The following is a 22,581-nucleotide window of genomic DNA, read 5'->3' as shown; positions in this document are numbered from 1 at the left end:
AAGCGCGCTACTCGGCCGCGGCGCGGATGCCGGGCATGTCGGGGAAAGTGCAGATGACGGTCGTGCCCTTGTCCTTGCCGGTTTCGATGCGGACGCCGCCGCCATGCAGCTCGACGAAGCTCTTGACGATCGACAGGCCGAGCCCGGCGCCACGCCGGCGGCCGCCATTGGCGCGCGGCTCGAAGCGGCGGAACACCGAATCGAGCACATCGGGCGGCATGCCGGGCCCATCGTCATGAACCGAGAATTCCACCCCGTCCGCCAGATGGCGGCAGGCGAGCCGGATGGTGCTGGCCTCCGGCGCATAGTTGGCGGCGTTGCTGAGCAGATTGTAGAGGATCTGGCGGATGCGGGTCTCGTCGCCGTGGAACGTCTTGGGCGCAGCCTTGGCATTGACCTCGAGCCGGATCGAATGTTCCTGCAACCGGTCGGCAACCAGTTCGGCGGCCGCCTCGATGGTGCGGTCGACATGCACCTCGGAAATGTCGAGCTGCATGATGCCGGCATCCACCGTCGCGAGGTCCAGTATGTCGTTGACGATGGTCAGCAGCACCGAGGACGAAGAACCGACATGCTCGACATATTCGCGCTGCTTTTGCGTCAAGGGCCCGGTCGTCGGCAGCGAGAGCAATTCGGTGAAGCCGATGATGTTGGTCAGCGGCGAACGCAGCTCGTAGGACACGTGCTGGACGAAGTCGTTCTTGAGCTGGTCGGACTTTTCCAGGGCCTCGTTCTTGTCCTTCAGCGCGCGTTCGACACGGACGCCGTCGGTGACGTCGACGAAGGTCATCATCACCTGCCCGTTGGGCAACGGGATCATGGCGTAGCGCAGCACGGTGCCGTTGTTGAGTTCGGTCTGGCCGTGGCGGTCGCGGCGTTCGTCGTCGAAGCCGGTGATGGCGGCGACGAAGCTGGGCCAGGGACTGTCCACCGCTTGCCGGTCGCAAAGGTCGCGTATGGTGGAAACGTGCACATTCGGCTTGGTCGCTTCGGCATCCAGCCTCCACAGCGTGGCGAAGGCCGGGTTCGACAGCCGAAGCTTGCCATCGGGACCGAACACCGCCACGCCTTCGGCGAGATTGTCGAGCGTTTCGCCCTGGACACGCACGGCTGTCCGGTAGCGGCTTTCGAGATCCATTTTCTCGGTCAGGTTCTCGAACACCCAGGTGACGCCGCCCTTGGGTTGCGGGTTGGCGACGACGCGGATGGTCTTTCCATCCGGCAGGTGCCACCAGTGCTCCTGCGATTCGACCGCGCGGTAGGCGCCAAGCAGGCCTTCCTTCCAGCGGCGCCATTCGGGCTGCTCGGCGATCTTGCCTTCGCTGCGCAGCCGGTCGAGCAAGAGGGCGTTGTCGGGTGCGCTGTGCAGGAAGCCGCTGTCCAGCCCCCACAATTTCTGGAAGGCCTGGTTGAAGAAGCGCAGTTTCTCGTCGGTGTCGAAGATGGCGACCGCGGTGTTGAGCTGGTCGAGCGTGTCGGCGTGGCTTCGCACGGTGCGTTCATACTCGCCGCGAATGGACTCGATGGCGCTGGTGTCGCAGGCAAGGCCGGCCGAGCCGTCGGCGCTGGCGAAGTCGGTCACCGCGAACACCCGGCGATCGCCTTCGATCACCGTGGAGAGCGACTGCTCGAACACCGGATGCAGTTTGTGCTGGGCGTCGATCGCCTCGCGCGCCTGGCCGCCGAGGAATTCCTTGGCGTCGCGCACGGCGGCTTCCGCGCTCTCGGCTTCGACCGCGTCGGCATAGGCGCGGTTGACCCATTTCAGGCGCCCATGCTCGTCGCGCAGCCACGCCGGCATTTTCAACGCTTCGAGCAGGCCGATCATGGTGTCGTGGTCGGCGGCCAGCCGGTGGTTCTCGATCTTCAGCCGCGCCTGGCTGCGCTGTGTTTCGGAAAGCGACACAAACCGCACCAGCACATGCGCCGCGCTCTTGCGGCCATGCACTTCGAGCGGGGCGCCGGCCTGCGATTCGATGACGAGGTCGAAGGGTCTGGCCTTTTCGCGCAACGCCGCGATGGCATGTTCGAGCGCCGCCGCCGAGCGCGGCATCAGCCAGCGGCCGAAGGCGAGGAACGCTGCCCGTTCCTCCGGAGCGCCGCTTTCGACCGGCAATACGCCGACAAGCTCGGGTTTCTTGTTTTCCGAGGCCCAGACGATCACGCGCTGGTCGCGCAGATTGAGCAGCGCCTCCGAACGGCGCAGCGCCGCGTTGACGTCGGCGACGCGGCTTCTCAATTCGACATTCTCCGCCGAGGTGCGGGCGCGTTCGCGGATCAGCACGATAGCCGACAGAAATGCCGTGCCCGTCACGCCGACGAACACGGCAAGCTGCATGACCTCGATCGTGCTGATCGAAAGGCCGGCCGTCGATACACCGGCAGCCTGGGCACGCGCCGCCGCGCCAAACAGCGGGCTGGCAAGCATGGAGCCGGCAAGCAGCAGTCCCGCGCGGCCACGCCATGAAAGACGCTCGCGCCGGGTTGCGGAGCCAGTAGTCCCCGAATCGTCATGGCCGCCGGAAACGGCCTGTCCCGCTCCGTGCGGGTATTGCCCCGGCATGTCTTGGTCCTCTCCGCCGACTGAATGCAAGACCGCCCTGATACGCGCCTCTCTTGATCCCCTCTCGGGCCGGAAGCGTCGCGAATCACCTGACAATAAACCCTCGCCGAATCGCCGTGAAGGCTGATCGCGCGCAAAAATAAAGCCGGGCGAAAGTCAATCGCCCGGCGTCAATATCTGGTAGTAAATTTAGCTTTGGTTAATAGCGGTAGTGTTCCGGCTTGAAAGGACCCTGCGGCGTGACGCCGATATAGGCGGCCTGTTCGCCCGACAGTTCGGTCAGGCGGGCGCCAAGCTTGTCGAGGTGCAGGCGCGCGACCTTCTCGTCGAGGTGCTTGGGCAGGACATAGACCTGGTTCTGGTACTGCTCGCCCTTGGTGAACAGCTCGATCTGCGCCAGCACCTGGTTGGTGAAGGACGCCGACATGACGAAGCTCGGATGGCCGGTCGCGTTGCCGAGATTGAGCAGGCGGCCTTCCGACAAGAGGATCATACGCTTGCCGTCCGGGAAGGTGATCATGTCGACCTGCGGCTTGACGTTGGTCCACTTCAGGTTGCGCAGCGACGCCACCTGGATCTCGTTGTCGAAATGGCCGATGTTGCCGACGATCACCATGTCCTTCATCGAGCGCATGTGGTCGAGGGTGACGACATCCTTGTTGCCGGTGGTGGTGATGACGATGTCGGCGGTTGGAGCCGCGTCTTCGAGCGTGACGACTTCAAAGCCGTCCATCGCCGCCTGCAGGGCGCAGATCGGATCGACCTCTGTGACCTTGACGCGGGCGCCGGCGCCCTTGAGCGAGGCCGACGAGCCCTTGCCGACGTCGCCATAGCCGCAGACGACCGCGACTTTGCCGGCCATCATCGTGTCGGTGCCGCGGCGGATACCGTCGACCAGCGATTCCTTGCAGCCATACTTGTTGTCGAACTTCGACTTGGTGACCGAGTCGTTGACGTTGATGGCCGGGAAGGGCAGCAGGCCCTTCTTCTGCAACTGATAGAGCCGGTTGACGCCGGTGGTCGTCTCTTCGGTGACTCCGCGGATCGCCGCCTTCTGCTTGGTGAAGAAACCGGGCGAAGCCTTCAGGCGCTTTTTGACCTGCGCATAGAAATATTCCTCTTCCTCGCTCTGCGGGTTGGACAGCACGTCCTCGCCGGCCTCGGCGCGGGCGCCGATCAGGATGTACATGGTGGCGTCGCCGCCATCATCGAGGATCATGTTGGAGAGGCCGCCATCGGTCCACTGGAAGATCCGGTCGGTGTAGTCCCAGTACTGCTCCAGGCTCTCGCCCTTGACGGCGAACACCGGAATGCCGGTTTCGGCGATGGCCGCGGCCGCGTGGTCCTGGGTCGAGAAGATGTTGCAGGACGCCCAGCGGATATCGGCGCCGAGCGCCTTCAGCGTCTCGATCAGCACCGCGGTCTGGATGGTCATGTGCAGCGAGCCAGTGATGCGCGCGCCCGTGAGCGGCTTCTTTGCGCCGAATTCCTCGCGGCAGGCCATCAGGCCCGGCATTTCGGTTTCGGCGATATCCAGTTCCTTGCGGCCCCAGCCGGCAAGCGAGATGTCGGCGACCACATAGTCCTTGCTACCCGTCATGGCAGTGCTCCGTGCGAAGTGTTGTGCGTGGAATTGGTTGCGGATGCGCCCGCGTTGGTTGGCGCGTGGAAGGGCGCGAATTGCCGGCCTGACTAGCAGATCGGCGCCGAGACGACAATGGGATATAAAGAAATCTTTATCCCTGCATGTCCTTAGGACTGCTCGGGCTGGGCCCGGGATCAGCTTTCCTCGCCGAAACGGGAGGCGACGAGCTGCTCCAGCGCGTCCATGACCTCAAGCGCTTCCGGGCCGCTGGCGGTGACGCGGATCGAGTATCCAGGACTGGCCGCAAGCATCATCAGGCCCATGATCGACGTGCCGCCGACCTTGACGCCGTCCTTCTCGACATGGACCGAGGCGTCGAAACCGCTGGCGAGCTGGACGAACTTCGCCGAGGCGCGCGCATGCAGGCCGCGCTGGTTGACGATCGGAAACTCCCGGACGATCTGGTCTTTTTCCGGGGATAGTGCGTTCATTTGCTGCTCAGAAGCTGGCTGGCGACGTTGATGTATTTGCGGCCGGCGGCCTGCGCCTCGTCGAGCGCTGCGGCCATGTTGTCGCCCTTGCGGATCGATGACAGCTTGATCAGCATCGGCAGGTTCATGCCGGCGATCACTTCGGTGCGGCCGGACTCCATCACCGAGATGGCAAGGTTCGACGGCGTGCCGCCGAACATGTCGGTCAGCACGATCACGCCCGCCCCGGTATCGACTCGGGCCACGGCGTCGATGATGTCGCGGCGACGCTGCTCCATATCGTCGTCGGCACCGATCGCCACGGTTTCGAAATTGTCTTGTGGCCCGACGACATGTTCGACGGCATGTCTGAACTCGGTGGCCAGTTGACCGTGCGTTACAAGCACGAGTCCGATCATTCTTTGGTGGCTCCCGTCATCGCCGCTTCACAGGCGCATTTTATGCTCGCCAGCCATTCCAGGCGGCGGGAGCGCTATCTTGTCGACGCGAGGCCCGTTGACAAGCCCAAAATTGCGCCGGCCCATGCCATTTTGACGCATTGCAGCAAAAAACCCGGGGCAGATCATAGAAAAGGCATGATCGACAGCCGCGCCATCACGGCGGGCAGGGCAGCCTGGACATTGCGCTCGGCAAGATCGATCCGCGGTACCGCGCAGCCGGCGATGTCGTCGCTGGCGTCCTCCTGGAAGCGGGCGATTTCACCAGCCGGCAGCAGGCGCACATGCAGGTCGACGACGCAGGCAGGTTCGAACGCCAGCGGCCGCGGCCCAAGTCCCGGCACTTCGGCGAGACCTTCTATGGTGGCGGGGGCGCGGCACACCAGCCGCCCCGCAAGCGCCTCGGCGAAAAGCTGATCGTCGCCGACGAGCCGTGAGAACAGGCCGCGTTGGCGGCAATGGTCGATCAGCGCCAGCGCCAGCGTCGTCTTGCCCGAACCGGACGCCCCGCTGACGAGAATGCCGCGTTCGCCGATCAGCAAGCCCGTAGCGTGGATGTTTTCAGGCCGCACGACTGGACCAGCATTCACGCTTCGGCCGGCAGCGTCACGACGAAGCGCGCGCCCTTGATCTCGCCGGGCTTGGTGCCGGGGATGTTTTCGGCGGTCAGCGTGCCGCCATGGGCCTCGACGATCTGCCTGGAGATCGACAGGCCAAGGCCCGAATTCTGGCCAAACGCCTCTCCGGCCGGCCGGTCGGTGTAGAAGCGTTCGAAGATGCGGTCGATGTTGTCGGCGCGGATGCCGGGACCGTTGTCGTCGATGGTGAGGATGTTGAACTTGCCGGCACGCGCCAGCGACAGGCTGATATGGCCATGGTCCTCGGGAACGAAGGAGCGGGCGTTTTCGATCAGATTGGTGATGACCTGGCCGATGCGCAGATCGTGTCCGACGACGAAATAGCCTTTGACGCCTTGCGGCAGCTTGGCGACCTTGAACTCGATCTCGACTGCCTTCTTGTTGCGAGTTGCCTCGCGCGACACAGCGACGAGGTCGGTGATGAATTTCTTCAGGTCCACCGTTCCGGCGTCTTCGCGCGCGAGCTCGGCGTCGAGACGCGAGGCGTCGGAAATGTCGGTGATGAGCCGGTCCAGCCGCCTGACGTCGTGCTGGATGATTTCCATCAGCCGGCTGCGCGAATTGTCGTTCTTGGCCAGCGGCAACGTTTCCACCGCGCTGCGCAGCGAGGTCAGCGGGTTCTTCAATTCATGTGAAACATCGGCGGCGAAGCTTTCGATCGCCTCGATGCGCGCATAGAGCGCGTTGGTCATGTCGCGCACGGCGATCGACAGATTGCCGATCTCGTCCTGGCGGTCGGAAAAATCCGGGATTTCCTCGCGGCTCTTGACGCCGCGCCGGACCCGCACCGCCGCGGCAGACAGCCGGCGCAGCGGGTTGGCGATGGTGGAAGCCAAAAGCATCGACAGGATGGCGGTGACCAGAGCCGCGATGCCGAACACGCGCAGGATCGCCTTGCGTTCGGCGGCGACGATCTTGTCGATGTCGCCGCCTTCGGTCGACAGCATCAGCACGCCGAGGACGGCGCGGAAGCGCTGGATCGGCACCGCCACCGAAACGATCTGCTCGCCCTGTTCGGAGACGCGCACGATCGTCGACGGGCTGCCGGTCAGCGCCTTGACCACTTCCGGGAAGGCAGCGCCATTGCCGCCCGGCTGCTCGCGATAGACCGGCAGGTCGGTGTTGCGGAAGAAGTCGAAGATGAACTTCTGGATGCGCTCGACGAGGTCGGGCTCCTCCTCCTCGACCGGCGGCAGGTCGTAGCGCAGGATCTGGCCGCGCGAATAGAGATGGCGCGAATCGAGCAGCAAATTGGCGTCGCGGTCATAGATGCGGGCCCGTGTCCGCGTCGGCGAGATCAGCCGCCGCAGCACCGGCGCGACGCGCTCCGGATTGATTGGGAAGTCGAGATTATCGAGCTGGTCCGAACCGGGCCCGAGGCTTTCGCCGGCCTGCAGCTCCAGCAGCTTTTCCGGGTCGATGCTGATCGAATCGGTCTCGACCGTCGCCGACGCCGCGATCGCGCCGGCGATGATCTCGCCCTGCGTCATCAGGCTTTCGACGCGGGCGTCGATCAGCCCGTCGCGAAATGTGTTGAGGTAGAGGATGCCGGTGACCAGGACAGCCAGTCCGGCAAGGTTGAGGAACAGGATGCGCCGCGTCAGGCTGGAAAAGATGTGATGGCCGAGGAAGCGGCGCATCGGCACCGTGATCTTCGAAACGAAGGACGGCATGATGCGCGACGGCCGCCTGGCGGCGCCCGTCGGCCTGCTTCGCTGTGCTTCCACTGCCATCGAATAGCAGCTCCCGCCTAATTAGTGAGTAGTGCGTAGGCAGTAGGGAATAGAGAAGTGGCTGAGATCGTGGCCATGTGTGAGTGGCCGCTCGCACCATTCAAAAACGGACTACTGACTATTCCCTACTGCCTACTGCCTATTCACGCTTCGCGGAACCGGTATCCGACTCCGTAAAGGGTTTCGATCATCTCGAAGTCGTCGTCGACAGCCTTGAACTTCTTGCGCAGCCGCTTGATATGGCTGTCGATCGTACGGTCATCGACATAGACCTGTTCATCATAGGCTGAATCCATCAGCGCATCACGGCTTTTTACGACACCAGGGCGCTGCGCCAGCGAATGCAGGATCAGGAATTCGGTGACGGTGAGCGTCACCGGCTCGCCCTTCCAGGTGCAGGTGTGGCGTTCCTGGTCCATGACCAGTTGGCCGCGCTCGAGCGAACGGGCCTGCTGGCTGGGCGCTTTTGCCGCGGCCTCGCGGGCGCTGGCTCGGCGCAGGACGGCCCGTACCCGCTCGACCAGCAGGCGCTGCGAGAACGGTTTGCGGATGAAGTCGTCGGCGCCCATCTTGAGGCCGAACAATTCATCGATCTCGTCGTCCTTGGAGGTCAGGAAGATCACCGGCAGGTCGGACTTCTGGCGCATCCGGCGCAGAAGTTCCATGCCGTCCATGCGCGGCATCTTGATGTCGAGGATGGCAAGATTTGGCGGGCGCGCCGCCAGGCCTTCCAGCGCGGACGCACCATCCGTATAGGTCTCGACGCGATATCCCTCGGATTCGAGGGCGATCGACACCGACGTCAGAATGTTGCGGTCGTCATCGACAAGCGCGATTGTTGCCATTTCAAGCGGCTCCCTCATGAGCTGTCCCTTCTTTAGTAGAGAAGGGGCTTTTGCAGGACAAATTAGGTACAAAATGTGGCATAGGCCTTGTCCGCTGTCACGCGCGGGGTGCCGCCGGCCACAATCCAACCTCGACATGGATTGGACGAACGAACATCGCCAATCCTTTGGGCAACCGTGAAACTTTTCGCATATATAAACGATTTAAACAACTTTCAAAATTTTTAAATCGATTAATGATTTGATATCATTTGGCTTTTCTGGTTCTGACCATATTAGCCTGCGTGGTGGGCATGCCGGAAATGGCCGGCAAAGATGCGGAAAATCTAAGAAGGGACACCCATGTCGGAAGTCGGCATACGCAATCCTGCTTGCGCGATCGATCGTATCGGCCTGAAAACCTCTGGCGTGGTGCGCTACAATTTCGGTGCGGCGGCGCTTTACGAGGAATCGATCCGGCGCAATGAGGCCCGGCTGACCGCGCATGGCGCCCTGGTCGCCGAGACCGGCCAGCACACAGGCCGTTCTCCCAAGGACAAGTTCGTGGTCCGCGACGCTGCCACGGAGCCGCATGTCTGGTGGGACAACAACAAGGCGATCTCGCCGGCGCAGTTCGAAACGCTGCTTGCCGATTTCCGCGCCCACGCCGCGGACAAGGATCTTTATGTACAGGACCTGGTCGGCGGCGCCGATGCCGAGCTGAAGCTGCCCACCAGGGTAATCACCGAATTCGCCTGGCACTCGCTGTTCATCCGCAATCTGCTGATCCGACCGGGCAAGACGGAACTCGAGCAGTTCGTGCCCGAGATGACGATCATCGACCTGCCGTCCTTCCGCGCCGATCCCGCCCGCCACGGCAGCCGCACCGAAACGGTGATCGCCGTCGATCTGACCCGCAAGATCGTGCTGATCGGCGGCACCTCCTATGCCGGCGAGATGAAGAAGTCGGTGTTCACAATGCTCAACTATCTGTTGCCGGAAAAAGGCGTGATGCCGATGCACTGCTCGGCCAATGAAGGTGCCGGCGGCGACGCCGCCATCTTCTTCGGCCTGTCGGGCACCGGCAAGACCACGTTGTCGGCCGATCCGTCGCGCACGCTGATCGGCGACGACGAGCATGGCTGGGGGCCGCACGGCATCTTCAATTTCGAAGGCGGCTGCTACGCCAAGACGATCAAGCTGTCGGCCGAAGCCGAGCCGGAGATCTTCGCCACCACGCAGCGCTTCGGCACCGTGCTGGAAAATGTCATCCTCGACGCCGATGGCGCGCCGGATTTCAACGACGGCCGGCTCACCGAGAACACGCGCTGCGCCTACCCGCTCGACTTCATACCCAACGCCTCGAAGACCGGGCGCGCCAGCCATCCCAAGAACATCATCATGCTGACCGCCGACGCTTTCGGCGTGATGCCGCCGATCGCACGGCTGACGCCGGCGCAGGCGATGTATCACTTCCTGTCCGGCTACACCGCCAAGGTGGCCGGAACCGAAAAGGGCGTCACCGAGCCGGAGGCGACGTTCTCGACCTGCTTCGGTGCGCCGTTCATGCCGCGCCATCCGTCGGAATACGGCAATCTGCTGCGCGAACTCATTGCCCTTCACGGCGCCGATTGCTGGCTGGTCAACACCGGCTGGACCGGCGGCGCCTACGGCACCGGCAAGCGCATGCCGATCAAGGCGACGCGCGCGCTGCTTGCCGCCGCTCTCGATGGCTCGTTGAAGGCAACCGAATTCCGCACCGACGCCAATTTCGGCTTCGAGGTGCCGGTGGCCGTGCCTGGCGTTGATAGCGCCATTCTCGATCCGCGCTCGACCTGGGCCGACAAGGCTGGCTATGACCGGCAGGCAGCAAGGCTCGTCGGCATGTTCGCCGTCAACTTCGAGAAATTCGAAAGCCATGTCGATGCCGTCGTACTGGGTGCGGCACCCCGAATGCAGGAAGCGGCGGAGTAATCGCCAACCCGCTCGACATCGTTGCGTTCAGTGTCGTGTAGGCCCGGTTTCGATCGGGCCTTTTCTTTTTCGGCCCGCCGCGCCATGACTGCGGCATGCCGATCGACGACGACATCATCATATCCGGCGAAGCCGTGATCCATCCGGGCGACCTGCACGAGGATTTCATCCGCTCGTCGGGTCCAGGCGGCCAGAACGTCAACAAGGTGGCCACGGCGGTGCAGCTGCGCTTCGATGCGCAAAACGCCGCGGGCCTGTCGGAACGCGTGCGGACCCGCACCATCAAGCTTGCCGGCCAGCGCGCCACCAAGGACGGCGTCATCGTCATCGAGGCCGGACGCTTCCGCACCCAGGAACAGAACCGCGCCGATGCGCGCGCAAGGCTGACCGCACTGGTCGCCAAGGCCGCCGAGCCGCCACCGCCGCCACGCAAGAAGACGCGGCCCTCGAAAGGCGCGGTGGAACGGCGGCTGAAGAGCAAGGCCGGTCGCGGCACGATCAAGAAGCTGCGCGGCCGGGTAGAGAACGATTAAGCACCGCGAAAGCTGCAGCGAGGCAGCGAAATCGGGCGCCGCGCATCCCAAAGGTTGCGCGGCGTTTTCGATTCTACCAGCGGCGCTTCAATGAAGCCGTGATGCTGCGGCCCTGGCCCATCTAGCAATAGCCGCTGCTGCAGGCTTTCGGGTCGCCGTTTGCGTTCGATAGTGGCATGTTGAGGCGACGAAACATCGCCATGCGAGGCAATCCATGCTCGTCCTGCCCAAGGGCGTCCGCCATATGCCGGCCTATCTGCCGCGCGCTGCCCAGGAGGCGCTGGTCGAGGATGTGAGAAGCATCGTCCAGCAGGCTCCGCTGTTCGTGCCGGCCATGCCGCGCACTGGCAAGGAGATGAGCGTACGGATGACCAATTGCGGGCCGCTCGGCTGGGTCACCGACAAGGAACGAGGCTATCGCTACCAGCCGACGCATCCGGTGACCGGGATGCCGTGGCCACCTATTCCGGATCGTCTGCTCGACCTGTGGCGGCAGGTCTCGGGCTACGGGCATCCGCCGGAAGCCTGCCTGGTCAATTTCTACACGGCCGAAGCGAAGATGGGCCTGCACCAGGACCGCGACGAGGTGGATTTCTCGGCGCCTGTCGTCTCCGTCTCGCTGGGCGACGATTGCCTGTTCAGGGTCGGCCAGACGACGCGTGACGGCGGCACCAAATCCTTCAGGTTGAAGAGCGGCGACGTCGTCGTGCTCGGCGGTGAGGGCCGTCTGGCCTTCCACGGCGTCGACCGCATCTACCCGTCGACCTCGGCATTGCTGAAAAACGGCGGGCGGATCAATTTGACATTGCGGCGGGTGACCAAGCCGGACGAGGGTGCCGCATAAGCCCATACCATGGAGCCATGTGACGGCACGGCGTTCTGTCAGCGCAGCGGCGAAAATGTCGCCGAGATCAGTTGGAACGGCAGCGCGCCATAGGTGGCGACAGTCTCCGCATCGTCCCACCGGCGAAATTGCCGGGAGGGTCGCGCCTCCAGCGTCATGGCCTGCCGTTCGCCGTCAAGCGTCACCTTGCCGCGAAAATGCAGAACCCTTTCTCCACCGGATCGGCTGATGGCCATGGCGCGCAGGCGTGCGACATGGTCGTCATCGGCATTGATCTCCATTTCGATGCGGCGCCGGACCGGTGGCACACTGATCCTGACGGTGATGTCCAGCATCATGTCCCCCGCCGTTCGCGGACAGGGTATGGCCTGGGAGAACGCCGGTGGCGACGATGCATTCAGCGGTTCGGGGCGGCCCGGCTTGCTCCGCCAGGCTTTGGCGGGCGGTTCCTGCCGCAGGCGGCCGCTCTTGCGGCGAAGCCGCAATTGCTTGGCAAGGCCGCGTGACAGCCAGACCAGCCTGCCGAAATCGGTTCGTGGCTTGGCCTGCAGCACGCCGGACCAGCGCGAGGGGCCGGCGCTGTCGGCCATCTCCAGCACACGGGCCAGCACCTTGTCCGGCGCGGTCACGCCAATTTCAAGCGCGAGGTAGGAGAGCGCCACCGCCGCGGCAACGGCAAGGCCGCGCCTGGCCAAGACATCGAGGAACACGTCCCAGTCGACATCGCCGCCGCGAATGGCCACCGCACAATCGACCAGCCAGTCGCTGTGCGTGTGGGCGTCGAGCCCGCCATGCGCGATGGCAAGCGCGATGCGGTCGGCGGGCGACGGCACCAGCACGCCGACGCCGCTGAAAATGGCGGGGTCCGCCCGCCGCCAGATGGCGATGTCGTCTTCATCGCTTTGCTGCGAACCGTCATAGGCAAGCTGGTGCAGGTCGATGTCGCCAAAATTGCCCTTGAAGAAGTTCATCGAGCGCAGCGAGGCCAGTCTTGTCCTCAGATATTGCGGGCTGACGCCGGTGGCGATCTGCCATTCGCGGTCGCGCAGCACGTCGAAGGCTGTTTGCATGTCCTGCGGCCGCACCAGTATGTCGATGTCGTGCGCCACCCGGCCGCGCTGCGCCGCCGCGTCGAGGGCAATTCGGCTGGCGCCCTTGATGAGCATCACCATGCATCCGGCATCCGCCATCGCCTTCAGTGCCGGTTCGGCTTCGCGCATCGCCATCCGCGACTTGGTCCACAGCATCTTCTGCAGGCCGACAAGCCGTGGGAAGGCGGTATGGCCAGCCAATTTCCTGCCGAATCGGTCCGAAATGGCGGCCAGCAGCCGGTGTTCGCGGAAGGAGACGAGATCGATGTCGTTCACGGCCAACCAGTGCATCGCGCATTGGCTGGCCGCCTCCTCGTCATCGAGGAGTGCCGCCTTGAGCAACTGGTCGAGACCCCCGGTCGGCCAGGACCAGCCATAGTCGGGAAACCGGCGGGTGATGCGACGGACAGCCTTGGCCATCAGCCACCACCCGCTCTGCCTTGCGCGCGCCTTTTCATGGCCAGCCTTGCGACTTCGAGATAGCCGCGATCGCGCGCCGGGTCGCGTCCATAAGAGAGGCTGCCGGGCCTGATGCGGCGCAAGGCCAGCACGTCGTCGAGCATGGCAAGGACAAAGCCTGCCTCGCGAACCCGGGCGATCCAGTCGATCATTTCGCCGCGGCCGCCTTGTGGGTCGACAATGGGGCCGACGGCCGTCACCACCTCCTGGCGGATCATCATCGTCGTGCGCGACCAGCCTGCCACGCTGGCCGTCTCGGGCAAATCGGGCCTGTCGCCGCGAAACGTCCGCCAGTGCGCGAAGACGCCCGCTGTTCCGGGATCACGGTCGAGGCAGGCCAGCTGCTTTTCGATCTTGTCCGGCAGCCACAGGTCGTCGGCGTCGAGCGTCGCGACGAACGGGGTCGAGAGTGCGTCAAAACCCCTGGTGGTGGCGCTTCCGGGGCCTGCATTCTCTTGCCGCAGCACCGTCACCGGCAGGTTCATCGCCTCGATCACGGCAACCGTATCGTCGGTCGATCCGTCATCGACCACGACGATGGCTTCCGCCTTGACCGTCTGGGCCAGAACCGAGTTCAGCGCCGCGCCGATGGTTGCGGCCGCGTTGAAAGCCGGAATGACGACGCCATAGCCCGCCATTACAGGAACCGCCACTGCGCGAGATCCTTGAAGTCGAATATGCCCTCGACCCGCCGCAAGCCGGGGTCTGCCTTGCGGCGCTTCATCGACTTGTGGATGGCGCGCATGAACTCGCGAAAGGGCACGTCGGCTTCCTTGGTCATGTTGCCGGGATGACGCCTGTAATAGAGAGCCACCGTATCGGGCATAATGTATTTTGCCTGGCTCTCGAAGATGCGCAACAGATAGTCGGTGTCCTCCGCCTGCCTGAAGTCCTCGTCGAAGCCGCCGGTGCGCTCGATGAGTTCCCGTGCAAAAATCCCGGCTGACAGGTGGATTCCCCGCACGGTGATGGCGTGGCTGTCGGCGGTCGGCTCCAGCGTCTCGCCATCGATCTTGTCGACCAGCGTCATGCGCGAATAGGTCAGGTCGAGGCCAGGATCCTCTTCGAAGCAGGCGATATCCGCCGCGAAGCGCCCTATCGGCGAGATGTCGTCGGAATCGAGAAACGATACCAGCCGCGTCTGCGGCAGCAATTGTTTCAGCCCTGCATTGCGTGCCTTGGTGACCCCGCCATTGGCCTGCTGGAAAAGACGAATGCATGGGGCCTGGTCGACCAATGACCGCACGACGGCCGCCGAGCCGTCGGTCGAACCATCGTCGATGACGATGATGTCGAGATCGACGTTTTCGCGTTGCCTGAGCAGCGAGCGCAGCGCGAGGCCAACGAATTGTTCGCGATTGTGGACCGGCATGATCACGCTCAGCTTCATATGTCGCCCCGGATCATGAATTCGCCGCCCGACATATCACATGAACCGCCAGTCGGCGGAGTCTTTCAGGTCGAAAATGCCGTCGACCGTATGCAGCGAGGGATCCGCCTTGCGCCGCTTCATCGATTTGTGGATCGCACGCATGTACTCGCGAAGCGGTACGCCGGGCTCCCTGGTCATGTTGCCGGGGTGACGTCTGTAGTAGAGCGCAATGGTGTCTGGCATCACGAATCTGGGGCCGCTTTCAAAGACGCGCAGCAGGTAATCTGTATCTTCGGCCTGACGGAATGCCTCGTCAAAGCTGCCGATCCGGTCGATAAGGCTTCTGCTGAATGTTCCTGCCGCCAAGGAAAGCCCTCGGGCGATCTTGCGGCGGCTGCCAGGAGTCGGCTCCAGCATCTCGTCGTCGAGATCTTCAACCATCATCATCAGGGAATAGGTCAGGTCGAGGCTCGGATCGGCTTTGAAATGGACGAGGTCGGCCTTGAAGCGTCCGGATGGCGAGATGTCATCGGAGTCCAGGAACGATACGAATTGCGTCTGTGGCTGCAATTGGCCAAGACCGGTGTTGCGCGCACTTGCCACACCCTGGTGGGCCTGGTGGAAAAGCCGGATGCACGATGCTTCCCGCATGACGGCGCGGACGATGTCCACGGTGCCATCCGTCGACCCGTCATCGACGACGATGACATCGAGCTCGGCATCGTCCCGCTGCCTGAGCAGCGATCGCAAGGCCGCAACGACATAGTGCTCGCGGTTGTAGACGGGCATGATGACGCTCAATCTCACGCGTTGCTCCGCATGATGAAATCCGAAATCGTGCCGGCGATCTCCTGTGGGTGCGTCCCCAGCGAGAGTTGGTAGCATGGCAGCTGCCGGGTGAGGTCGCTGAAAAAGCGAAAGCCGCTCTCGCGCTCGCCAGGCATTTGCGAGATGCCGGACGGCGCCATTGCAATCATTGCCTCCTTGCGCGACACGGGCATGATCGAACTTGCCTCGCCCCCACTGATATGAGGCACCATCAACGCGACGATGTCCAGCCGCGCGGGTATTGCCCGTGCCGCGATGTCATCGATGCGGAACTGGTGCTTGCCTTGCCAGTTGAGCGGACCATAGGATTTCAGCCGATGTTCCAAGCCCAGCCGCTCGAAACCCGCGGGATCCTGTTTGAGCGTGGCAAACAACGGGTGCGCGGTCGGCCCGCCGGCAAGGTCGATCAGCACATAGTCGTCACCGACGCTGTCGAGCCCGTTGAGCAGGCCGGCGACGACCGTTCCCGATTTGCCGGCGCCGCCCGATCCGGCGAGGAGAATGCCCTTGCCGCCGACACCCAGCGTGCCCGCATGGGCCAGCCGCATGCCGCGCGCCGCATATTCCCAATGCAGGAAAGGGCGGAGCGGCGCCCCCGGCTCCCAAGGCGGGAACCTGTCATCGGCGGTCATCAGTTGCACGCCCAGACGGCGATCGGGGTCGTAGAACTGCCAGAAATCCAGGTCGTGGAAATGGTTGCCGCGCAGTCCGGCTTCCGCCAGCCGGCTGGCGAAGGCATGTTGCGTGAAGGGTCCCTGACCCCAACTGGCCGGCGCCGCGATGCCGTCCACGCCGGCATGGGCGACGAAGATACGGCAGGTATCGGCAGCTGCCGCGTTGCTCGAAGCAGCGACAAAGCCGTGAACGACGGCATTCGCCAACGCGCCGGCACTCAGATGCGCGGTCAGCTCCAGATGCGGCAGGCCCACCGTGCGCGTCAGCGGATAATGCGCGGCGCTGCTTTCGGCCTGCGCCAGCACATGACGTGCGTAGTCCGCCAGGTTCTCGAGAGTGACTTTCGGCATGGTTTGCCTGTTCCGACGCCGTCCAGCGACGAGAGTGCCTGATGCGCGCGCCTCAGTTGGCCTGCTTCACCGCGGGCCAACCGAAGGGTTCCTCGACCTCGTGGATGGGGTCAACGACGATGAGATCGGCAAGGTCGTCATGGATATCGACCTTGAGGGGCTCGCTGGCACCCGCAAGCTGAGCCAGCAATTCGCTGGGAACCGGTTTTGCAGCGGCATCGGCCACGGCCGCCAGCAAGCCGAATTCGAGCAATTGTGAAACAAAGCCGTCAATCTCGGCGACACCCAGCGCACCGGTTGCCGTTGCGGCGCCGACCAGTTCGGAGGCAGGCACGCCGGATGACAGCGCATCCCAAAGCCTGCTGCCTGAATCCGAGAAGCCGAAATATTTGCCCGTCGTCAGGTCGAGAACGACGGCTTCGCCGTCGAAGGATTCAAAGACGATGTCCTTGCTCGCTATGGCATAGATGCCGGATTGTCGCATGTTTGCTCCCCGCCGAAGCAGGCCGCGCGGATGATCGCCGGCCCTCACGGTCAACCCTACCGTTGTAGAGGCGTCTAACCATTTGCAGGGTTTTTGGCAAGATGGCCCGCAGGCCCGGCGAGCGCGACCGCAGGCCCTGCCTGCTGGTTACGCCTCGATTTCCAGTGCCGACAGCGGCTTGGAGCAACAGGCCAGGATGAAGCCGTCGTCGATCTCATGATCGAGGATGCCGCCATTGTGGCTCATCTCGACATCGCCGGAGACCTTCTTCACCTTGCAGGTTCCGCACAGGCCGAATTCGCAGGCGGCGGGAATCCGCACGCCCGAAGCGCGCGCCGTCTGCAGCACCGTCTGGCCGGCGACGCATTCGGCGTCGACCTCCGAAAGCGAGAAGCGGATTGGCGTTGCCGCTTCGACCGGAACAACCGTGCCGCCTTCCGCGGGCGCCGCGAACGGCGCCGGGACCTCCTCCACGGCAGGGGCTGCAAAGCTCTCCTGATGGTATTGCGTCATGTCGAAGCCGGAGGCTTCAAGCATGCCGCGCACGGCGCGCATGAAGGGATCGGGGCCGCAGCAGAAGATTTCGCGCTCGCGGAAATCCGGCGCCAGCAATGGCAGCCGGATCGCGTCGATGCGGCCCATATGGCCGTACCAGCCCTCGCGGCTCGACCGCTCCTCGATCATGAAGCCGAGCGACAGGCCGGGCATATGGCCGCCGAGCAGTTCGAGCTCCTTGCGGAAGATGATCTCTTCCGCGCGCCGCGCGCAATTGACGAAGCCGACATCGGTCCACGGCGCGCAGTCGTTCAGCCAGCGCAGCATCGACATCATCGGTGTCACGCCCGAACCGGCCGAGATGAACAGATATTTGGCCGCCGGATGGCTGTGCAGCGAGAAGTCGCCTGCCGGCCCGTAGGCCTTGACGTGCGAGCCGGGCACCAGATGGTCGAACATCCAGCGCGTGCCGATGCTGCCGGCCTGCGCCTTTACCGTCACCGCGATCGAGAATGGCCGCGACGGTGACGATGACAGCGTGTAGGTGCGCATCAGCGGCCCGTCCGAAGTCGGCAGCTCCAGCGTCACGAACTGGCCCGGCTTGTAGCGGAACCAGGTCTGGTTGTCGGACCGGAAGGTGAAGGTCTTCACGTCGGGCGCCTCATCGCTGACGCCGATCACTTCCAGCACCTGGAGCCGGTCGTTCCACGGCGCCATCTGGTCGAGATGGCGATAGAGGCCAAGATCGGTCATCGCATTCATCCTCTGGTCCTTGTTGCCCTGCTCATGTCGTGTTTGGGCGACATGAGCTCACGCAACGCTGCGCAGCGCCGGCTTGCCGTCTTCGGCAAGGCGCGGACCGATGAAGCGGGCGTACCAGTCGACGAACTGGATGACGCCTCCCTCGTGCAACTCCGAATAAGGGCCGGGCTCATAGGCCGGCGACAGGATGCCGAAGGCGTTCTCCTCGACGATGCGGCGGTCCTGGTCGTTGGTCTCGGTCCACACATGGGTGAGTTCGGCGAGATCGTAGTCGACGCCCTCGACCGCATCCTTGTGGACCAGCCATTTGGTCGTCACGGCGGTTTCCGTGGCGCTGATCGGCAGCACGCGGAAGGTCACGGCATGGTCGATGAGGATATGGTTCCATGTCGTCGGGTAGTGATAGTGCATCAAGGTGCCGATGCGGTCGGCCGAGACGTTGTCGGAGAGGTTCTTCCTCACCGCCCGCTTGCCGCTCATCGTGTAGCTGACGGCATCGCGCAGCAGCGGCGCGCGGGTGGCGCGATACTGCCCGGCCGGATCGATGCGGAACTTGCTCGGCAGGCCGGCCGCCTCGCATTTCGCCCAGTGCGCCAGCATCTCCGGATCGCTGTCGGCGCCCTGCACGCCGGTGACGGTCGGTGCTTCCGGGAATGTCTTGCACAGCTCCGGGTGATTGCCCGCGCAATGATAGCACTCGCGGTTGTTTTCCCAGACGAGCTTCCAATTGCCCTTCTCGATGATCGTGCTCTCGAAGGCGATCTTCGCCTCGCCGAGCCGGTGCGGCTTGAGGTAGGGTTCGATCATCGCCCGCATCGGCGCGAAGTCGGCCGGCTCCTTGCCCAGGCAGATGAAGATATAGCCGGCGACGCTTTCGCAGGCGACCGGCTTCAGCCCGAACTGGCTCTTGTCGAAACCCTCGGCCATCTGGCGGGCGAACAGCAGGCGGCCGTCCAGCTCATAGGTCCACTGGTGATAGGGGCAGACCAGTTTGGCGGCCATGCCCTTGTCGGTGTTGCAGACGCGGCTGCCGCGGTGGCGGCAGGAATTGTGGAAGGCGTTTATCTTGCCCTGCTGATCGCGCACCAGCACGACCGGATAGTCGCCGATCTGCACGGTGATGAAGCTGCCTGGCTTGGGCAGCTCGCAATCATGGCCGATGAACAGCCAATCGCGATACCAGATCAGCTCCATGTCGAGCTTGAAGTAGTCCGGATCGGTGTAAAAGGGCTGTTCCAGCGAAAAGCCCTGTCTGCGGCTGTTCAAGAGCCTCAGCATGTCGTTGCGAGCATCCATGTCCTGTCCTCATATCCAAGGACTGAACTGGTGGTGATGGAGGAAGGATCGGACGCAGGCCGGCGCCAGCCGGGAATGCATCATCCGCCCCTTGACCGCCCACCGCGATCAGTCGAGTTCTAGCAATCTCGGGCTGGTTTCCGGGCTCTGGAGTCGTCCTTGCGGACCATCGCGACACCTTCCCAGGCTTTCGCCCAGTGGTCTCCCGTTGCGACTTGAACTCCACCACCGTTGCGGGGGCAGCGCCGGATTCTGACCGGCTTCCCAATTCTCCACTCCGTCGTCACGAAGCGGCACCTGATTTGGCGTGATCTAATCACGGCACGCATCGCGGCGTCGGCATGAAAACGACATCGCATCCATGCGGCGCGACACGCATGCAAGATCGTCCCTACAAGGATCGCGACCGTTGAAACCGGCTCGTCGCCAGCACCCCAACGTTGTTTTTCGATCCTTGGCCGGAGCCAAAAAAAGGTTAACAGTTTCGAAAAGTGACTATTAGCGAAACCTAAAATCGAACCGAACGGTTCGTTTCTGTTGACGGTGCGTGCAGGACGTTGTGAACGCTGGGCCTCCGACACAGTTGGTGATAGCTCCCTTGATCCTTCTAACTGATTGATAAAAAAAGCAAAAAAATTGATGTGGAAGCCGGTGGTACAATTTCAAGTGGTGGATTCATGGTCCACGCGGAACAACTTCGTGATTGGAAACGGCCATCTGGCTTTCCCAAATCGGGGCTGTCCGAACGACGCGATTTCATCCCAAGACACGCCGCTAGACGGACGGAAAAATACTGGAGTACCCAAAATGAAAAAGATTGTTCTCACTGCCGCCGCCCTTCTGGCCATTTCCGGCAGCGCCTTCGCTGGTAGCGACCATTATAGTTCGGACCATTACGGCTCGAATGCGACCCCTGCAGCCACTGCCGTCGACAGCTCGTACACCGCTTCGGTCAAGAAGTCGGAACCGGCTGCTCAGACGCCTGTCCAGGGTGCCGACCACAACCTTTTCGGTAACCGCTAACAGGCGACCGCCGGTTGACGGCTGCTTGCCCGCCGTCCTGGCGAACTCAAAAACCCATCAAAATTCAGGAGACTTGAAATGAAGAAGATCATTCTTGCTGCCGCCGCCGTTCTGGCCATTTCCGGCAGCGCTCTCGCCGGCAGCGACAACTATGGCGCCAACCAGCCTGCCGTGACTTCGACCGACAATTCGTACACGGCTTCGACCAAGAAGTCGGAACCGGCTGACCAGAAGCCTGTCGTCGGCGCCGACCACAACCTCTTCGGCAACAACTAAAGCCGACCCGGCAATGGCGGGTTTGCCCGCCATGCCGTGGAATTCGAGACTTCAGGAGACTTGAAATGAAGAAGATCATCCTTGCTGCCGCTGCCGTCCAGGCCGTTTTCGGCAGCGCTTTTGCCGGCAGTGACAACTATGACTCCAATGGCGCCAACCAGCCTGCCGTGACTTCGACCGACAATTCGTACACGGCTTCGACCAAGAAGTCGGAGCCGGCTGACCAGAAGCCTGTCGTCGGCGCCGACCGCAACCTCTTCGGCAACAACTAATAGCCGACCCGGCAGCGGCGGGTTTGCCCGCCGCTGCCTTCAGGAGACTTGAAATGAAGAAGATCATCCTTGCTGCCGCCGCCGTTCTGGCGCTTTCCGGCAGCGCTTTCGCCNTTCAGGAGACTTGAAATGAAGAAGATCATCCTTGCTGCCGCCGCCGTTCTGGCGCTTTCCGGCAGCGCTTTCGCCGGCAGCGACAATTATGGCTCCAATGGCGCCAACCAGCCTGCCGTGACTTCGACCGATGTGGACGCTTCGCATACCGGTTCGATCCGCGACAGCGGCTCGCCTGTCTACAAGCTGCTCAATTCGTCGGGCAACGTGCAGAAGCCGGCCCCTCAGAGCAACGACCGGGACCACGTCGGCAATCACTAACAGTCGAAGTCGGTTTTAAAAATGAGCGGCGGGCATGGCCCGCCGTTTTTTTTGTCGTTAGGCCGGCTTTTAGCTCAAGCCGCCTTTGCTTCCGCCTCGTGCAGCGCGAAGGACCGCCCATCCGCGTCGAAGATATGCAGGTCCTCGGCATTGGCGCTCAGCCGCAATGTCGAGCCGCGCTTGACCTCGACATTGCCGGGCAGCTTGGTCACCAGCGGCAGGTCGGCGCGGCCGATGTCGACATAGACCAGCTGGACCTCGCCGAGCTGTTCGACATAATCCACCGTGCCTTCGAACAGATAGTCCGTGCCGCTGGCGATGATCAGATCCTCTGGCCGCACGCCGAAGCTTACCGCCGCGCCCTTCGCCGAAGCCGGCGTCGCGATCGGCACCGTCGCCTTGCGGCCACCGACGTGGCTGACGACGGTCGGGTTTCCGGTCTTGTCGATGGTCGCCGGCAGGATGTTCATGGCCGGCGAGCCGATGAACTGGGCGACGAACAGATTGCCGGGCTTCTTGTAGAGCTCCATCGGCGTGCCGACCTGTTCGATATGGCCTTCCTTGAGCACGACGATGCGATCGGCCAGCGTCATGGCCTCGACCTGGTCATGGGTGACGTAGATCATGGTCGTGTTGGGCATCGATTCCTTGAGCTTGGCGATCTCGATGCGGGTGGCGACGCGGAGCGCCGCGTCGAGGTTCGACAGCGGCTCGTCGAACAGGAACACTTTCGGATTGCGCACGATGGCGCGGCCGATGGCGACGCGCTGGCGCTGGCCGCCCGACATCGCCTTGGGCAGCCGGTCGAGATATTTGGTCAGCTGCAGGATCTCCGCTGCCTGGCGCACGCGACGGTCGATCTCGGCCTTGTTCTCCTTGCCGATCTTCATCGAGAACGCCATGTTGTCGTAGACGGTCATGTGCGGATAGAGCGCGTAGGACTGGAACACCATGGCGATGCCCCGCTTCGACGGCGGCACGTCGTTGACCACCTCGCCATCGATCTTGAGCTCGCCTGAGGTGATTTCCTCGAGCCCGGCTATGGAGCGCAGCAGGGTCGACTTGCCGCAGCCCGACGGACCCACGAAGACGATGAACTCGCCCGATTTGATATCGAGGTCGATGCCGTGGAGAATGTTGAGATTGCCGTAGGACTTCTTCACTTGCCTCAAATTGACATCGGCCATTGGTTCCTCCCAGT

The 22,581-nt window shown here is 63.2% G+C and carries 23 protein-coding genes and 1 riboswitch; of the genes, 7 read left to right on the top strand and 16 right to left on the bottom strand.

Annotated features, from left to right (window positions below; translation table 11 throughout):
- Window positions 1–7: 7 nt before the first annotated feature.
- The 7 genes from X741_RS164670 to X741_RS164700 all read right to left on the bottom strand — a co-directional run bounded on the left by X741_RS164670 (window position 8) and on the right by X741_RS164700 (window position 8,292).
- On the bottom strand, window positions 8–2,563 hold the full coding sequence (locus tag X741_RS164670) for a PAS domain-containing sensor histidine kinase (RefSeq protein ID WP_023775960.1): 2,556 nt from the start codon (window positions 2,561–2,563) through the stop codon (window positions 8–10).
- A gap of 199 nt (window positions 2,564–2,762) precedes the next feature.
- Window positions 2,763–4,163 (bottom strand): adenosylhomocysteinase, encoded by a 1,401-nt coding sequence (ahcY, locus tag X741_RS164675; RefSeq protein ID WP_023775959.1) that lies wholly within the window; start codon window positions 4,161–4,163, stop codon window positions 2,763–2,765.
- A 179-nt stretch (window positions 4,164–4,342) separates the two neighbouring features.
- A complete protein-coding gene (locus tag X741_RS164680) occupies window positions 4,343–4,639 on the bottom strand; it encodes an HPr family phosphocarrier protein (protein WP_013891641.1) in 297 nt (98 codons plus the stop codon).
- The gene (locus X741_RS164685) at window positions 4,636–5,037 is read right to left on the bottom strand and encodes a PTS sugar transporter subunit IIA (RefSeq protein ID WP_013891640.1); all 402 of its coding nucleotides are present in this window, start codon (window positions 5,035–5,037) and stop codon (window positions 4,636–4,638) included. Before X741_RS164685 ends, X741_RS164680 begins: the two co-directional genes overlap by 4 nt.
- 164 nt (window positions 5,038–5,201) lie before the next feature.
- A complete protein-coding gene (locus X741_RS164690) occupies window positions 5,202–5,666 on the bottom strand; it encodes an HPr kinase (protein ID WP_023775958.1) in 465 nt (154 codons plus the stop codon).
- On the bottom strand, window positions 5,663–7,447 hold the full coding sequence (locus tag X741_RS164695; RefSeq protein WP_023775957.1) for a sensor histidine kinase: 1,785 nt from the start codon (window positions 7,445–7,447) through the stop codon (window positions 5,663–5,665). Before X741_RS164695 ends, X741_RS164690 begins: the two co-directional genes overlap by 4 nt.
- Window positions 7,448–7,590: 143 nt before the next feature.
- Window positions 7,591–8,292 (bottom strand): response regulator transcription factor, encoded by a 702-nt coding sequence (locus X741_RS164700; RefSeq protein ID WP_010912942.1) that lies wholly within the window; start codon window positions 8,290–8,292, stop codon window positions 7,591–7,593.
- A gap of 342 nt (window positions 8,293–8,634) precedes the next feature.
- Between X741_RS164700 and X741_RS164705 the strand changes: the two genes are divergently transcribed.
- The 3 genes from X741_RS164705 to X741_RS164715 all read left to right on the top strand — a co-directional run bounded on the left by X741_RS164705 (window position 8,635) and on the right by X741_RS164715 (window position 11,622).
- Window positions 8,635–10,245 (top strand): phosphoenolpyruvate carboxykinase, encoded by a 1,611-nt coding sequence (locus X741_RS164705; protein WP_023775956.1) that lies wholly within the window; start codon window positions 8,635–8,637, stop codon window positions 10,243–10,245.
- 95 nt (window positions 10,246–10,340) lie between these two features.
- Window positions 10,341–10,778: an alternative ribosome rescue aminoacyl-tRNA hydrolase ArfB gene (gene arfB, locus X741_RS164710; RefSeq protein WP_023775955.1), complete on the top strand. Its 438-nt coding sequence runs from the start codon at window positions 10,341–10,343 to the stop codon at window positions 10,776–10,778.
- Window positions 10,779–10,992: 214 nt separating this feature from the next.
- Window positions 10,993–11,622 carry an alpha-ketoglutarate-dependent dioxygenase AlkB gene (locus tag X741_RS164715; RefSeq protein ID WP_023775954.1) on the top strand — a complete coding sequence of 210 codons (630 nt, stop codon included), beginning with the start codon at window positions 10,993–10,995 and terminating at the stop codon, window positions 11,620–11,622.
- A 38-nt stretch (window positions 11,623–11,660) separates the two neighbouring features.
- Here the strand turns inward: X741_RS164715 and X741_RS164720 are convergent, their stop codons facing one another.
- The 8 genes from X741_RS164720 to X741_RS164755 form a co-directional block, all read right to left on the bottom strand.
- On the bottom strand, window positions 11,661–13,133 hold the full coding sequence (locus X741_RS164720; protein ID WP_023775953.1) for a nucleotidyltransferase family protein: 1,473 nt from the start codon (window positions 13,131–13,133) through the stop codon (window positions 11,661–11,663).
- Window positions 13,133–13,825 carry a glycosyltransferase family A protein gene (locus tag X741_RS164725; RefSeq protein WP_245272626.1) on the bottom strand — a complete coding sequence of 231 codons (693 nt, stop codon included), beginning with the start codon at window positions 13,823–13,825 and terminating at the stop codon, window positions 13,133–13,135. The genes X741_RS164720 and X741_RS164725 overlap by 1 nt, the downstream gene beginning before the upstream one ends.
- Window positions 13,810–14,562: a glycosyltransferase family A protein gene (locus tag X741_RS164730; protein ID WP_023775951.1), complete on the bottom strand. Its 753-nt coding sequence runs from the start codon at window positions 14,560–14,562 to the stop codon at window positions 13,810–13,812. Before X741_RS164730 ends, X741_RS164725 begins: the two co-directional genes overlap by 16 nt.
- A 36-nt stretch (window positions 14,563–14,598) precedes the next feature.
- A complete protein-coding gene (locus tag X741_RS164735) occupies window positions 14,599–15,351 on the bottom strand; it encodes a glycosyltransferase (protein WP_023775950.1) in 753 nt (250 codons plus the stop codon).
- Window positions 15,348–16,397 (bottom strand): hypothetical protein, encoded by a 1,050-nt coding sequence (locus tag X741_RS164740; RefSeq protein ID WP_023775949.1) that lies wholly within the window; start codon window positions 16,395–16,397, stop codon window positions 15,348–15,350. The genes X741_RS164735 and X741_RS164740 overlap by 4 nt, the downstream gene beginning before the upstream one ends.
- A gap of 52 nt (window positions 16,398–16,449) precedes the next feature.
- Window positions 16,450–16,881 carry a PqqD family protein gene (locus X741_RS164745; RefSeq protein WP_023775948.1) on the bottom strand — a complete coding sequence of 144 codons (432 nt, stop codon included), beginning with the start codon at window positions 16,879–16,881 and terminating at the stop codon, window positions 16,450–16,452.
- Window positions 16,882–17,028: 147 nt separating this feature from the next.
- Complete coding sequence (locus X741_RS164750; protein ID WP_023775947.1) at window positions 17,029–18,129, bottom strand: hybrid-cluster NAD(P)-dependent oxidoreductase; 1,101 nt, start codon at window positions 18,127–18,129, stop codon at window positions 17,029–17,031.
- Window positions 18,130–18,186: 57 nt separating this feature from the next.
- Window positions 18,187–19,434, bottom strand: a complete 1,248-nt coding sequence (locus tag X741_RS164755; RefSeq protein ID WP_023775946.1) for an aromatic ring-hydroxylating dioxygenase subunit alpha — start codon at window positions 19,432–19,434, stop codon at window positions 18,187–18,189.
- 113 nt (window positions 19,435–19,547) lie between these two features.
- Window positions 19,548–19,750, bottom strand: a riboswitch (cobalamin riboswitch).
- Window positions 19,751–20,241: 491 nt separating this feature from the next.
- Between X741_RS164755 and X741_RS164760 the strand changes: the two genes are divergently transcribed.
- From X741_RS164760 to X741_RS164775, 4 genes are all read left to right on the top strand, one after another.
- A complete protein-coding gene (locus X741_RS164760; protein ID WP_023765597.1) occupies window positions 20,242–20,457 on the top strand; it encodes a DUF680 domain-containing protein in 216 nt (71 codons plus the stop codon).
- A gap of 78 nt (window positions 20,458–20,535) precedes the next feature.
- Window positions 20,536–20,733: a DUF680 domain-containing protein gene (locus tag X741_RS164765; RefSeq protein WP_023765596.1), complete on the top strand. Its 198-nt coding sequence runs from the start codon at window positions 20,536–20,538 to the stop codon at window positions 20,731–20,733.
- 65 nt (window positions 20,734–20,798) lie between these two features.
- Window positions 20,799–21,005, top strand: coding sequence for a DUF680 domain-containing protein (locus X741_RS164770; protein ID WP_023775945.1), 207 nt, complete (start codon window positions 20,799–20,801; stop codon window positions 21,003–21,005).
- 129 nt (window positions 21,006–21,134) lie between these two features.
- Window positions 21,135–21,380: a DUF680 domain-containing protein gene (locus tag X741_RS164775; RefSeq protein WP_023775944.1), complete on the top strand. Its 246-nt coding sequence runs from the start codon at window positions 21,135–21,137 to the stop codon at window positions 21,378–21,380.
- Window positions 21,381–21,454: 74 nt separating this feature from the next.
- Here the strand turns inward: X741_RS164775 and ugpC are convergent, their stop codons facing one another.
- Window positions 21,455–22,567, bottom strand: a complete 1,113-nt coding sequence (ugpC, locus tag X741_RS164780; protein ID WP_023775943.1) for a sn-glycerol-3-phosphate ABC transporter ATP-binding protein UgpC — start codon at window positions 22,565–22,567, stop codon at window positions 21,455–21,457.
- Window positions 22,568–22,581 lie beyond the last annotated feature (14 nt).

The organism is Mesorhizobium sp. LNHC221B00 (genome assembly GCF_000502935.1).
GTDB classification, from domain to species: domain Bacteria; phylum Pseudomonadota; class Alphaproteobacteria; order Rhizobiales; family Rhizobiaceae; genus Mesorhizobium; species Mesorhizobium opportunistum.
The sequence above is the reverse complement of the archived record's forward strand: the minus strand, read 5'-3'. Positions and strand labels throughout refer to the sequence as shown.